This is a genomic window from Aeromonas salmonicida subsp. salmonicida, assembly GCF_001643305.1.
GTDB classification, from domain to species: Bacteria; Pseudomonadota; Gammaproteobacteria; order Enterobacterales; family Aeromonadaceae; genus Aeromonas; species Aeromonas salmonicida.
The window spans coordinates 72,770-84,974 of the sequence record NZ_LSGW01000071.1 but is presented as its reverse complement, the minus strand read 5'-3'; the positions used below and the strand labels follow the sequence as shown (position 1 = coordinate 84,974).

13 protein-coding genes are annotated in these 12,205 nt (G+C 61.6%); 2 read left to right on the top strand and 11 right to left on the bottom strand.

Annotated elements, in window-relative coordinates; all coding sequences use genetic code 11:
* Positions 1 to 29: 29 nt before the first annotated feature.
* From AXW79_RS13455 to AXW79_RS13445, 3 genes are all read right to left on the bottom strand, one after another.
* Positions 30 to 587 carry a cytochrome b/b6 domain-containing protein gene (locus AXW79_RS13455; protein WP_005315981.1) on the bottom strand — a complete coding sequence of 186 codons (558 nt, stop codon included), beginning with the start codon at positions 585 to 587 and terminating at the stop codon, positions 30 to 32.
* A 48-nt stretch (positions 588 to 635) separates the two neighbouring features.
* On the bottom strand, positions 636 to 905 hold the full coding sequence (locus AXW79_RS13450) for a PepSY domain-containing protein (protein ID WP_005315980.1): 270 nt from the start codon (positions 903 to 905) through the stop codon (positions 636 to 638).
* A 119-nt stretch (positions 906 to 1,024) separates the two neighbouring features.
* A complete protein-coding gene (locus AXW79_RS13445) occupies positions 1,025 to 1,477 on the bottom strand; it encodes a YaiI/YqxD family protein (RefSeq protein ID WP_005315979.1) in 453 nt (150 codons plus the stop codon).
* 105 nt (positions 1,478 to 1,582) lie between these two features.
* Here AXW79_RS13445 and zntB point away from each other — a divergent pair, with 105 nt between their 5' ends.
* Both zntB and AXW79_RS13435 read left to right on the top strand, forming a co-directional pair.
* The gene (gene zntB, locus AXW79_RS13440; protein WP_005315978.1) at positions 1,583 to 2,575 is read left to right on the top strand and encodes a zinc transporter ZntB; all 993 of its coding nucleotides are present in this window, start codon (positions 1,583 to 1,585) and stop codon (positions 2,573 to 2,575) included.
* A gap of 9 nt (positions 2,576 to 2,584) precedes the next feature.
* Positions 2,585 to 3,103 (top strand): mechanosensitive ion channel domain-containing protein, encoded by a 519-nt coding sequence (locus AXW79_RS13435; protein ID WP_005315977.1) that lies wholly within the window; start codon positions 2,585 to 2,587, stop codon positions 3,101 to 3,103.
* Positions 3,104 to 3,146: 43 nt separating this feature from the next.
* Here AXW79_RS13435 and AXW79_RS13430 read toward each other — a convergent pair whose 3' ends face one another.
* From AXW79_RS13430 to AXW79_RS13395, 8 genes are all read right to left on the bottom strand, one after another.
* A complete protein-coding gene (locus tag AXW79_RS13430) occupies positions 3,147 to 3,395 on the bottom strand; it encodes a hypothetical protein (RefSeq protein ID WP_005315976.1) in 249 nt (82 codons plus the stop codon).
* 57 nt (positions 3,396 to 3,452) lie between these two features.
* A complete protein-coding gene (locus tag AXW79_RS13425) occupies positions 3,453 to 4,037 on the bottom strand; it encodes a DNA-J related domain-containing protein (protein ID WP_005315975.1) in 585 nt (194 codons plus the stop codon).
* Positions 4,034 to 5,821, bottom strand: coding sequence for a cation:proton antiporter (locus AXW79_RS13420; protein ID WP_005315974.1), 1,788 nt, complete (start codon positions 5,819 to 5,821; stop codon positions 4,034 to 4,036). Before AXW79_RS13420 ends, AXW79_RS13425 begins: the two co-directional genes overlap by 4 nt.
* Before the next feature lie 181 nt (positions 5,822 to 6,002).
* The gene (locus AXW79_RS13415; RefSeq protein ID WP_005315973.1) at positions 6,003 to 6,524 is read right to left on the bottom strand and encodes an MltR family transcriptional regulator; all 522 of its coding nucleotides are present in this window, start codon (positions 6,522 to 6,524) and stop codon (positions 6,003 to 6,005) included.
* 127 nt (positions 6,525 to 6,651) lie between these two features.
* A complete protein-coding gene (locus AXW79_RS13410) occupies positions 6,652 to 7,797 on the bottom strand; it encodes a mannitol-1-phosphate 5-dehydrogenase (RefSeq protein ID WP_005315970.1) in 1,146 nt (381 codons plus the stop codon).
* Between the two features lie 37 nt (positions 7,798 to 7,834).
* Positions 7,835 to 9,757 carry a PTS mannitol transporter subunit IICBA gene (locus AXW79_RS13405; RefSeq protein ID WP_005315959.1) on the bottom strand — a complete coding sequence of 641 codons (1,923 nt, stop codon included), beginning with the start codon at positions 9,755 to 9,757 and terminating at the stop codon, positions 7,835 to 7,837.
* Positions 9,758 to 10,212: 455 nt separating this feature from the next.
* Positions 10,213 to 11,259: a heparan-alpha-glucosaminide N-acetyltransferase domain-containing protein gene (locus tag AXW79_RS13400; RefSeq protein ID WP_005315957.1), complete on the bottom strand. Its 1,047-nt coding sequence runs from the start codon at positions 11,257 to 11,259 to the stop codon at positions 10,213 to 10,215.
* 34 nt (positions 11,260 to 11,293) lie between these two features.
* On the bottom strand, positions 11,294 to 11,887 hold the full coding sequence (locus tag AXW79_RS13395) for a TetR/AcrR family transcriptional regulator (RefSeq protein WP_005315954.1): 594 nt from the start codon (positions 11,885 to 11,887) through the stop codon (positions 11,294 to 11,296).
* Positions 11,888 to 12,205: the final 318 nt, after the last annotated feature.

Sequence of the window (12,205 nt, the reverse complement as noted above, 5' to 3'; positions counted from 1 at the left end):
AAACCGGGGCCGGTGGGCCGGCCCGGTCATTAACTGCGCGGATCTTCCACTCTGGCATCGGCGGGCACCCGTTTTTTCCCTACCACCATGGCACGCAGCAGATCGCTGCGGGTGAGGAGGTCGGTCAGGATCACCACGGCGGCGTGCACGGCTATGATGGCCAGCAGGGTATTGGCGACGACCTCATGGGCCTCTTCCATCCACTCTTCCCCCCAGAATGCATCCCAGGTGGTGAGCCAGCCGGTGGCTATGGTGCCGACCAGTGACAGCAACAGCACCCAGATCATCAGGGCCCCGAGCGGGTTGTGACCCAGATAGTAGGGGTGACGACCCCGGGCCAGCTGGCGCAGGTAGTCACGGACGCGGGTAGGGGTTGGCCACCATTGGCCGAAACGGGCGTAGTAAGAGCCCACCAGACCCCACAGCAGCCGGATCAGCAGCAGGGCAGCCAACCCATAGCCGACATACCTGTGGTTCCTGCTGCCCTCTTCCAGTACGAAGAAGTTGAGCAGGCAGAGGATCACGGTCGCCCAGTGAAACCCTCTGATGAGGGGATCCCAGACCTTCACTTCAGACGAGGTTGTCATGGCAAGACTCCGTCAAAGAGGCCGGCGACGGACCGGCCCATGGTTGCGCTACTGGTCGATCTCTTCTTTCACTTTCTTCAGGTCGGTCGGGTCGAAGTAGATCTCGACCTTGCGCTTGTCCTTGTCCCAACCGTAGATCTCGTAGCAGTGGGTCTTGGTCACCTTGAACTTCTTGATGTCGTAGCCCATGGCCTTGATCTGCTGCTGGGCCTCGGCTTCGCTCAGCCATTGCGTCTTGTCGGTCTGGGTACACTGGGGGCCGGCCAGTACAGTGGCGCTAAACAGGGGGAGCAGTAACAACAGTGGTGTCAGTTTCATTACGGGTTCCTTGCGGGTGGGGGATGAACAGCCGCAAGGTTAGGGCGTCAGACTTAAGGAAAAATTAAGCAAAAGGGGATAGGCATGAATATCCCCGGCCGCAAGCCGGGGAGGCGGGATCAGCTCAGCTTGCCCTTGAGCAGCCACTTGTCGAGGGCGTTGGCGAAGCGCTGCTTGTCGGCCGCGTTGAAGGGGGCCGGGCCGCCTGTCTGCACCCCGGCCGAGCGCAGCTCTTCCATGAAATTACGCATGCCGAGACGGGCCTGTATGGTCTCGCGGGTGTAGATCTCGCCACGGGGATTGAGCGCCTCGCCACCGGCATCTATCACCCAGGAAGCGAGGGGAATGTCGCCGGTGATCACCAGATCCCCCGGTATGACTTGCTGGGCAATGACATGATCTGCCACATCGAACCCCTTCTCTACCTGCTGGGTTTTGATGTAGGGGGAGGGCGGAACCCGCAGTCCCTGATTGGCCACCAGGGTGGTGACGACCTGGGCGCGGTGGGCGGCGCGGTAAAGGATCTCCTTGACCGGGAGGGGGCAGGCATCGGCATCAACCCAGATGGGCATGGCATGGTTTCCTGTGTCTGAAACGAGGGTCGCATCTTAGCACGGCTGGTAAGGAGCGGCTGCCCCGGGGCTGAGTCAGGCCGGGCTTTAGTGTAAGCTGGCCCGATGAGACTGAATGAAAAGGACGAGCAGATGGATCGGGTACCCAGTGATGTGATTTATGCCCTGACCCTGGATGGCAAGGGTGGCATGCAGCCACTGGCGGCGGGGAGCGAGATCCCGGGGAAGAGCCCTGGCTGGCTGCATCTGGATTACGGCAATCCGGAGGCGGCCCGCTGGCTGCTGCAAACCCCCTTGCTCAATGATGCGGCCAAGGAGTCCCTGCTCGGCCAGAGCAACAGGCCCAAGCTGGTGCGGATGGGAGAGACTGTGCTGCTGATCCTGCGCGGCATCAATCACAACAAGGATCACAGGCCGGAAGAGATGGTGGCGCTGCGTATCTTCATCACACCGGATCTCATCATCAGCAGCCGTCGTCGTCCGCTGCTCTCCGAGCAGGACGTGTTCAACCAGCTGACGCAGGGCGGTGGTGCCGATACCCCGGCCGACTGGCTGGTGGAGGTGTGTGATGCCCTGACCGACAGGGCGGGGGAGTTTGTGGAAGAGCTGCATGATCAGATCCTGGAGCTGGAGGAGCATGTGCTGGCCCGCGACCTGCCCGCCAACGGCCGACTGGCGCGGATCCGCAAGCAACTCATCATGATCCGCCGCTACCTCTCCCCCCAGCGGGATCTGGTGGCGCGTCTGGCCAACGAGAAGATCAGCTGGCTGGACGAAGATGACCGCCGCCGCCTGCTCGACATCGCTGACCGTCTGCGCCGCTGGCTCGATGATCTCGATGCCGGCGTGGCCCGCACCGGTGTGCTGGCGGACGAGATCAACAACCTGATGGCGGAGGCGACCAACCGCCGCGCCTACCAGATGTCGGTGATGGCGTTGCTGTTCTTGCCCGCCAGTTTCCTGACCGGTCTGTTTGGCATAAACCTGGGCGGCATTCCGGGGGCCGAGAGCCCGACCGCATTCTGGGTCTTCTGCGGATCCTTGGTGGCGCTGGCCACCGGGCTGGCGGTCTGGCTCAAACACAGACGCTGGTGGTAAGGAGCAATCATGACAACCTGGCAATCTTTTGGCGTGACTCTGCTGCTGTTGCTGGGCCACACCCTGATCCGCAGCCTCATTCACAAGAGTCTGCTGGCGCTGGCCCATACCCGACAAGTGAGCGAGAACCGGGTGCTCTATGTGGAGCACGTGTTCCACTTTCTGCTCGGTTGCGCCACCCTGCTGATCCTGGTCGGGGTATGGGGGCTCGATTTTTCACGGCTGGTGGTGCTCGCCTCCTCCTTCTTCGCCGTGCTCGGGGTGGCCATGGTGGCCCAGTGGTCGATCCTCTCCAACATCACCGCCAGCATCACCATCTTCTTCGCCTTTCCCTACAAGATTGGCGACCGGATCCGCATCCTCGACAAGGATGACTCCGTCACCGGCGTCATCACCGAGATCGGTCTCTTCTATGTGCGGGTGCGGGATGACAACGGCGATCTGGTCACCTATCCCGCCAACCTGATCCTGCAAAAGCCGGTCAGGCGACTGGAGGGCAAGGTGGCAGACCCCCTGCAGCCAGAATGAAAAAAGGCTCCTCACGGAGCCTTTTTTTGATCATGTGTCTCTATCAGCGTTCGAAGAAGCGATAGAGATGCTCGACCTGGATGGGGCAGTCTGCCACCAGATGTATGTGCTGGCGGGCCTCTTCGACCGATCCGAACGAGAGGGGGCAACCCAGGGTGTCAGTCATCTCGTACAAGCGGCCATCTTGCCCTCTGAACTCCACGATCCAGCCCGGCAGTATGGCATCTTGCAGTATCTCGGCTTCCTTGAAGGCTTGCTGCTGATAGAGCAGGCGAAGTTCATTGACTGTCATGACGTCCTCCTGTGACTCATAGCGCCTCTTCAAGTCTAGTGGCTGAATCTGCCGGATTCATCTGGCGGTGTTCAGACACTCCCAGGCCCAGCGCATGCGGATGAAGGTCTCTGCATCGCCACCCCGATCCGGATGGTGTTGCAGGGCAAGCTCCCGCCAGCGGCGGCGGACTCTCTCCTGGCTGGCATCGGCGGTCAGTTCGAACAGGGCCAGCGCTTCCGCCCTGTGTCCCGCTCCGTCATAAGCGCGCCAGAAGCGGTTGAGCAGAGCCTCCACCTCTTCCCGGTCGGTCTGCCAGAACACCTGCCAGTCGAGGTAGTAGTTGCGCAGAGACTGGCCGAGGGCCAACCTCTGGCGAGTATCTGTTGCCCCGGCAAGGGGCTCTAGCCGTATATCCAGGGAGCTGATCACCAGCCACCACCCTGCGTCATGGAGCTCAGCCTGCAACTGGTAGAGGGCATTCATGATCAGGAAGTTGACCCGAAACAGCTGCAGCTGTTCATCCCCGGCCAGGGTGGGAATGGCTCCTTGCTGGCGCAGGGCGGCCAGCAGTTCGTGCACCTTGTAGCTGGCCGCCGCCTCTTGTAGCAGTGTCAGCAGGGGGGCGAGCAGCGGGTTGTGACAGTGCTCTGTCTCACTCATGAGCTGGCCGTCTCCTTGGGCGGTTGCAGGGCGATCAGCAACTCTCCTGACAGGGGCGTGACCGGACCTGTGACGATGCGGGGCTGCGCCCTGGCATCCAGTATGAACAGCGGTATGGCCCCGGGGTTGGCATCCTGATATTGCACCCAGTCGAAGGTGTCGCTCAGACGAGTCGCCTTGATCTGGCCGCCCCGGCTCAGCAGGCCGCTCAAGCGGGCGTAGTTGATATCGGGCCCGAACAGGTTCTGGCGGGCGCGGAAGGTGGCACTCTCCCGGTTCGCCTTGCCGTGCTGTTCGCTGGAGCGCAGGGAGTAGACCTTCTCTTCACCGTAGAGGTGGGCGAAGTGCAGCACGCCGAGGGCGTTGTTGTGGCGGTTGGGGGAGAGCGCCAGCACTGTACTGATGCTGGTGAGCGGCAGATGCAGCTCGGCATGTTCCGACTGGGGGTTGCCGAAATAGCAGGGCAGGTTGCTCATGCGTGCCTGCTTGTAAAATTCCCAAGCAGGATCAGAGAGATAGACAGGGACTCCCTGATCCGCCAGCGCCTTGCCTATGGCCCTGGCCACAGAGTTGGCACCTATGATGAGCCAGGTGTTGGGGGCGCTCTGACGCATACCTAGCAGGCCCGCCAGCGGCGCCGAGGTGAGGCTCTGCAACACCACAGTGGAGATGATCACCGCAAACACCAGGGGCACCAGCTTGTCCGCATCGGGAATATCGGCCTGATGCAGGCTGATGGCGAAGGAGGCACTGACCGCCGCCGCCACTATGCCCCGCGGCGCTATCCAGCTCAGCAGGGCGCGGGCCTGCCAGGAGAGATCCGAGCCCCAGGTCGAGACCAGGATGCAGAGCGGTCGTGCCACAAACTGCACCACGCACAGCAGTACCAGCACCATGGGGCCAAGCTGCCAGAGCTGGGCCAGATCGAGGCGTGCCGCCAGCAGGATAAACAGGCTGGATATGAGGATGACGGCGAGATCTTCCTTGAACGCCAGTACCTCCTCCAGATCCAGCCCCTCCTGATTGGCGAGCCAGATGCCGAATACGGTCACCGCCAGCAGGCCGGATTCGTGACTGAGCCAGTTGGAGAGGCTGAAGGTGACCAGCACCAGCGCCAATACCCCGAACTTGTGCAGGCTGACCGGCAACCAGTCCTTGCGGATCAGCAGTGTGGTGAGCCAGCCGGCTCCAACCCCGATCAGGGTTCCGACTCCGACGGTTCTTGCCAGCGCCAGCAGGGTGTGACTGAGCAGATCGCCCTGACTGCCGAGGCGTACCGCCTCGAACACCAGCACGGCGAACAGGGCACCGATGGGATCTATGACGATCCCTTCCCAGCGCAGTATGCGATCCACCTCCCGGGTGGGGCGGATCACGTTGAGCATGGGCGCAACCACAGTGGGGCCGGTCACCACCAGCACGGCGCCGAGCAGCATGGCGACCCGCCAGTCCAGTCCCAGCAGGAAGTAACTGGCGCTGCCGATGACGGCGAAGCTGACCAGCATGCCGGTGGAGCAGAGGTTGCGCACCACCTTGCCGATCCCCTTGAGTTCCGTCAGATGCAGGGTCAGGGCACCCTCGAACAAGATGATGGCCACCGACAGGGAAACCAGCGGGAACAGCAGATCCCCGAGCAGGGCATCGGGGTCGAGCAGGCCGCTGACCGGGCCCAGGGTCAAGCCGGTGAGCAGCAAAAACAGGATGGCCGGTACTCGTAGCGACCAGGCGAGCCACTGGGCCAGCACTGAGACCAGGGCGATCCCGGCCAGGGAAAGAGCAGTCATGCAGACCTCGATTCAGGTAATGAGCTTGGAGGAAGTGTAGCGGGGAAGATGGCCAGATTGACACCCGCAGAGGTCGGGAGCAAGTGCCGTGGGGAGCTGCGCGACAGTCGGCGTCATGGTGGGCCGGAAAGGGCGTGGCCGCAGAGGAGTGGGGGGCGCTACGCAGCCATTATCCGTCGAATTAGATGGGGCTCTCTTTGTGAAGGTCGGTGACACAGTCGGCCACCGCCAGCACCAGGGCCGAGCGCACCACCTGATCGAGCCGGTTGAGCTGCATCTGGTAGAAGGGCCAGTCCTCCTCGTTGGCAGGGGGATCCTGCGGCATCATGCTGCCCTGGTTCAGGCAATGCAGCCTGTCCAGCAGATCGCGAATGGGCTTGTCGCTGAAGCGGTAATCCTTGGGGTCGCGCACCAGAAAATCGCGAATCTTCAGGTAGGCTTCGAGATCCTGATAGCGCTCCAGAGAGATGAGGCCGAGGGCAAAGATAAGCTTGAGGCGCACCTCCAGCTGGCCGAGGGGGCCGCTCTGGTTGAGCAGGGGTTCGATGGCGTATTTGACGGCATACTCCTCCTGGCGAAAGGCTCGCCGCATCAGGGAGTCGACCGCCTCTTCCAGGATGGTCACGACTTCGAGAAAGAAGCCGCGGGGGCCATCCTGCTCGTTCAGTCGCTCCAGTACTTCATCTTCCTGGTGTGTGGTCATAGGTGCATTGGGTCCAGCTGACTGGGAGAGAGAGTGCCTCTCTCCCGGTTTTTATCATATGAGGCGAATTCCCATGCCATTCAACCGGTTGAGGCGGCGGTCTGGCGGTGAGTGCGCCCCATCAGGGTCACTTCAAGCTGTCGTAACGGGCGACGATGGCACTGACAATATCGCTGTCGGCGGCAAGGCCGGTCACCCGGGCCAAGGCCTGGGCCGGCCCAAGTTCCGCCAGCAGGGCCTGCAGCTCCACCGCCTGGGGGTCATCGGCGTTGCAATAGTGCAGCGCCGCTGCGATTCCCTCTTGCAGATGGTCGCTGGGCAGGCCGTACTCTAGGGTGCCGAGCAGCGGCTTCACCAGCCGATCCCCTGCCGCCAGTTTGCGCAGCGGCTGACGGCCGACCCGGTCAATTTCGTCCACCAGATAGGGGTTGGCGAAGCGGGCCAGGATCTTCTCTATGTAGGCGGCGTGCAGTCGGGGATCGAAGCCGTAGCGTTTCACCAGCACGGCTCCGCTCTCCTCCATGGCGCGGCGCACCTTGCTGCGGATCACCGGATCCTCGATCGCCTCACGAATGGTGCGGTAGCCCCGCAACTTGCCGAGGTAAGCGGTGACGATATGGCCGGTGTTGAGGGTGAACAGCTTGCGCTCGACGAAGGCCATCAGGTTGTCGGTGGGCTCCATGCCCGCCACCTGGGGTAGTTCGCCCTTGAACTGGGTCTGGTCGACGATCCACTCGCTGAAGCTCTCCACCGTCACTTCCAGCGGATCGTCGTTGGCCGCCGCCGGTGGCACTATGCGATCCACCGCCGAGTCGACGAAGCCGACGCAGGATTCGTGCGTGGCATGATACGCGACCGGCAGGTACTTGAGTACCTCCTGCTTGAGATGGCTGGTGCCGCGCACCATATTCTCGCAGGCGATGACGTTGAGCGGGCTCAGGTTGCCGGCATCGAAACGGGCCTGAAGCCCCTTGGCCAGGGTGCTGGCAATCTTGTCCAGAATGTTGGGGCCGACCGCCGTGGTGACCAGATCGGCGGTGATGATACGGGCTATCACCTCGTGTCCGGCGGAGCTGACCGCCGCCACGTTGCGTACCACGTCCAGCTTCTGATCCGCCCCCACCACGTGCACCTTGTACTCCTGACGGTGGTTGAGCTGATCGATCAGGGTCTCGTTGACGTCGGCGAAGGTGACCTGATGGCTGGCGTCGGCCAGCAGTTTTCCGATGAAGCCACGACCGATATTGCCGGCACCAAAATGCAATGTTTTCATGATATTAACCTCTACAACCAAAGACGATGAAGGATGATTACGCAGCCTGTTCGGCACCCAGCAGATCCAGAAACTCCTGGGGATCCGTGGTGCTGGCCAGCCGGTCGATGAGACCGGGTTCATCCAGTGCATTGGTCAGGCGGGTTATTACCTGCATGTGTTCGTCGTTGCGGGCGGCGATGCCGATCACCAGTCGTGCCACCTCGTCCGCCGCCTCGCCAAAGGCGACGCCGGCCGGATACTGGCAGATGACGATGCCGGTACGCTTCACAAACTCCTTGGCGGCTATGGTGCCGTGGGGCACGGCGATAGACTCGCCGAGGTAGGTGGAGACCAGCTGCTCGCGCTCCAGCATGGCGTTGACGTAATCCGGTGCCACATAGCCCCGTTCCGCCAGCAGTCTGCCAGCGGTCAGGATGGCGGCCTCCTTGTTGTCGGCCTTGAGCCCCAGATGCACGTCGTGACGGCTCAGGGTGAACACTTCAACCGCTTGAAGTTCGTAGTTGTCGTCGTTGGCCGCGACCAGCAGTTGCGGGTTGGCGACGTCATCGTTGGCCGCCAGTGTCAGGTTCTGCACCAGCTCCTGATAGAGGCCGTTGTCGAGGAAGTTGGTGAGCGAGATGTGGTGGGCGTTCGGCGCATGGCGACGGGCCCGCTCGGTCAGATCCTTGTGGGTGATGACCCAGTCCACCTGATCGTCGAGCTGATCGATGGCGCGGTTGGTGACGCTGATGTCGAGCCCGGCGGCCTGCACCCGCTTGCGCAGCATGCCGGCACCCATGGCGCTGGATCCCATGCCCGCATCGCAGGCGACCACGATATTGCGCACCGCCATCAGTTCGCCGCCCGGCTTCTTGGCCGCTGCGGTTTCGGGCTTGCCGCCCTTCATGGCTTTCATCTTGCGAGTGGCTTCACCCAGCGCATCGGCCTCGTCGGCTTCCGGCTGCTGGGCGCGAACGAACACGGCGGCGACCAGGAAGGAGACCAGGGTCGAGCTGATGATGGAGAGGGCAACCCCGATCAGGGAGGCTTTCGGCGTCATCAAGAGCACGGCGAAGATGGATCCTGGTGAGGCAGGGGAGACCAGACCAGCGTTGAACAGAGTCAGGGTGAAGACCCCTGTCATGCCACCGGCGATCACCGCCAGAATGAGGCGCGGGTTCATCAGCACATACGGGAAGTAGATCTCGTGGATGCCGCCGAAGAAGTGAATGATGGAGGCGCCAGCCGCGGACTGCTTGGCGGCGCCACGGCCGAATACCATGTAGGCCAGCAGCACGCCCATGCCCGGGCCCGGGTTCGCTTCGATCAGGAAGAAGATGGAGCGACCCTGTTCGGTCGCCTGCTGGATCCCCAGCGGCGAGAAGATGCCGTGGTTGATGGCGTTGTTGAGGAACAGGATCTTGGCCGGTTCAACGAAGATGGAGGTGAGCGGCAACATGTGGTTTTCCACCAGGAAGCCGACGCCACCCGCCAGTACGCCGGAGAGCACTTTGACGAAGGGACCGATCACGAAGAAGGCGAGGATAGCCAGCAACATGCCGATGAGACCGGCGGAGAAGTTGTTGACCAGCATCTCGAAGCCGCTCTTGACGCGCCCTTCCATCACTTTGTCGAAGCGCTTGATGACCCAGCCACCCAGCGGACCGACCATCATGGCACCCATGAACATGGGGATGTCGGTACCGACGATCACGCCCATGGTGGTGATGGCACCGACCACGCCGCCCCGTTCACCGCCCATCAGCTTGCCGCCTGTATAGCCAATCAGCAGCGGCAGCAGATAGGTGATCATGGGGCCGACCAGCTTGGCCAAGGTTTCGCTTGGCAGCCAGCCGGTGGGAATGAAGAGAGCGGTAATAAAGCCCCAGGCGATGAAAGCGCCTATGTTGGGCATGACCATATTGGACAGGAAGCGTCCAAAATTCTGTATCTTGACTTTGGTATCCGGTGATAACATGTCGGGACCCCGTTTTAAGCCTGTTTGATTAAAAGTGGTAGTCGGGATGACGGGTTTTGCCGAACCCCCATCCCAGTCGTCTAAGCAACTTCAATCTACCAGCTTGTGATCAAATTAGGCTGAAAACGGGGTGTCTTGTGACGTACCTCTCAAATACCCAGCCATACCCCCTCCCTAAGTAGTGACCCTGATCACATTCAGGCTCTGTAGTTTGGCTACATTTCGATCTTTCTTGCCGTCACCACCCATTTAGTGTGATTCGTGTCACCTTTCGTGGCTTGCGCAAACCCATTGTCAATGTGATGGCTGTCACGAATACTTAATTTGTATTCAAACGGGTCAGTATGTGAGATACAAAATCCGAGAGTGATAACGATGAATAGATCGTATTTTCTCATTAATCGCCAATGAATCAGTAGGTTTGTAACCCACTTTCAGTTTTTCATGATTGGCATTCAACCGCACAAGCGGCGCATTACCCCCTCCAGTGGTCCTCTGGCGAAGCGCAGGCTCCACAGATTGGCGAACAACAGAGCCGTCAGGGCAAAGAAGGTGGCAGCCAGTACCACTTCGGGCAGATCTTGCCCCTTCAGCCAGCCCAGCCCCTCCAGCACGCCCATGCCGAGCATGATATGGGCGATATAGAGTGTCAGCGTCTGCCGTCCGACCGGCAGCCAGACTCGCCACCAGCGAGCTGTGGGCAGGGCGCGGCCGAGCCAGAGGCAGAGCGCGATCAGGGTGCTGGCCGCCCCCATGCCAAACAGCAGGTAGAGCGGGGCAGGAGGAATGGGCCCGGTCGCGAGCAGGGGGGCCAGTTCGGGCTGGGGGAACAGTGTCAGCAGCCAGAGCGACAGCCCTTTGGCCAGCACCATGGCCCCCACACCGCCGGCCAGCAGCCATCTCTGAACGCTCGCGTTCGCGAGGGCCTGACGACTCAGCCAGAGGCCGTAGAGCAGAAAGCCCAGCCAGGGCACCACAGGGTGCCAGCCATTGAACAGCAGATTGCGGACGAAGCCGTTCAGGGTCCAGAACTCGGGGTAGCTGAAGCTGTGCCACTGCCAGCCCTGATCGTAATTGAAGTGAAACAGCAGGATGACGAAGCCCGCTGCCAGCAGGAGGATCAGGGAGAGCAGCCAGAGGGAGGGTAACCGCAGGCAGCAAGCCCCCAGCAGGAAGTAAACGGCGTAGTAATGGATGATATCGGCTGGAAACACCAAATAGTTGAGCAGTCCCAGGATCAGCAGAAACAGGGCCCGCTTGGCGGTGTGCTGCATGGCAGTCGGCCAGCTCAGCTTGCGGGTCGAGAGACCGAGACCTATGCCGGCCAGCACCACGAAGCTGGCGGCAGAACGACCCTCCAGCGCATCCAGCATGGCTTTGAGCCAGTCAGGTCCGCCTGTCAGTACACCCATGGCGATGCGAAAGTTCACCAGTACCATGCCGAGCAGGGCCATGGCGCGGGCCAGATCCAGCCCCTCCAGTCTATTGGATGACGATGTCATGAGCGGTTTGCCTCGCAGGAGAAGAATCCATGGCTCAGTTGGCCGGCCCCAGCAGCAGGTCCAGCAGTTGTGGCAGTCGTTGCGCCGCTGAGGGCTGATCCGGATGGAGGACAAGTGCATCGCGCAGTGCCTGCCCTTCCAGCCCGTCCAGCAGCAGTTGGGCGGTGAGATCGGGGTCCAGTCTTGCCTCCAGACATCCTTCTTGCTGTCCCCGCCGTACCGTATTGGCAAGGGCATCGCACAGCTGGCGCTGGTTGCTGGCGAAGGTGGCGGCCATCTCGGGGTGGCGGGTCAGCTCGGCCAGGATTTCGGTGCCGAGCAGCAGATTCTCCGGCGTCTGCGACCAGGCGAGATAGCCGGCGGCGAAGCGGGCCAGTGCCGCGCGGGCGGAGCCCTGATCCAGCTCATCCAGCAGGGGCTGCAACTCGGCGGCTTCCAGCGAGGCGATCAGCGCGATCAGCTCCTCTTTGCGGGCGAAGTGGTTATAGAGGTTGCCCAGACTCACCCCTGCGGCGGCGGCTATGTCACGCATCCCTGTCTGGTGGAAGCCCCGCTCGATGAAGCAGCCGAGGGCTGCCTGGATGATCAGCTCCCGCCGCTGCTCCAGGCGGTTGTGATTGATGGACATGGTCGGCTTCCTCTCTACAGGTCGACATTGCATGAGCGAACGTTCGTTCATTTTCGATGTTCACCTTATCTCCGGTGTGAAAAAGAAGCAAGCCACAGTTAGCCAAGAGGAGGCATCTCCTTGGTCGGAAGACTCCGGGGCAAGCCATGCGTCCGCCGAGTGGTCAGTGAGGTTTCCGAATAACCCGGTCCCCAAGCCGGTCAATGCCATGACAGCTATAGGGTCATTGCACTCCTGATCATCTTCTCATCGGGCCAACTGCTCCTCAGGCTCAAGGGGGCTGAGGGCGGGGCATCGTCTTCCTGCTGGCCATGAACA

Coding starts and splice junctions, on each gene's coding strand:
- AXW79_RS13455 (WP_005315981.1), bottom strand. CDS start 587: ATGACAACCTCGTCTGAAGTGAAGGTCTGGGATCCCCTCATCAGAGGG.
- AXW79_RS13420 (WP_005315974.1), bottom strand. CDS start 5,821: ATGACTGCTCTTTCCCTGGCCGGGATCGCCCTGGTCTCAGTGCTGGCC.
- AXW79_RS13430 (WP_005315976.1), bottom strand. CDS start 3,395: ATGACAGTCAATGAACTTCGCCTGCTCTATCAGCAGCAAGCCTTCAAG.
- AXW79_RS13410 (WP_005315970.1), bottom strand. CDS start 7,797: ATGAAAACATTGCATTTTGGTGCCGGCAATATCGGTCGTGGCTTCATC.
- AXW79_RS13425 (WP_005315975.1), bottom strand. CDS start 4,037: ATGAGTGAGACAGAGCACTGTCACAACCCGCTGCTCGCCCCCCTGCTG.
- AXW79_RS13415 (WP_005315973.1), bottom strand. CDS start 6,524: ATGACCACACACCAGGAAGATGAAGTACTGGAGCGACTGAACGAGCAG.
- zntB (WP_005315978.1), top strand. CDS start 1,583: ATGAGACTGAATGAAAAGGACGAGCAGATGGATCGGGTACCCAGTGAT.
- AXW79_RS13450 (WP_005315980.1), bottom strand. CDS start 905: ATGAAACTGACACCACTGTTGTTACTGCTCCCCCTGTTTAGCGCCACT.
- AXW79_RS13400 (WP_005315957.1), bottom strand. CDS start 11,259: ATGACATCGTCATCCAATAGACTGGAGGGGCTGGATCTGGCCCGCGCC.
- AXW79_RS13395 (WP_005315954.1), bottom strand. CDS start 11,887: ATGTCCATCAATCACAACCGCCTGGAGCAGCGGCGGGAGCTGATCATC.
- AXW79_RS13445 (WP_005315979.1), bottom strand. CDS start 1,477: ATGCCCATCTGGGTTGATGCCGATGCCTGCCCCCTCCCGGTCAAGGAG.
- AXW79_RS13405 (WP_005315959.1), bottom strand. CDS start 9,757: ATGTTATCACCGGATACCAAAGTCAAGATACAGAATTTTGGACGCTTC.
- AXW79_RS13435 (WP_005315977.1), top strand. CDS start 2,585: ATGACAACCTGGCAATCTTTTGGCGTGACTCTGCTGCTGTTGCTGGGC.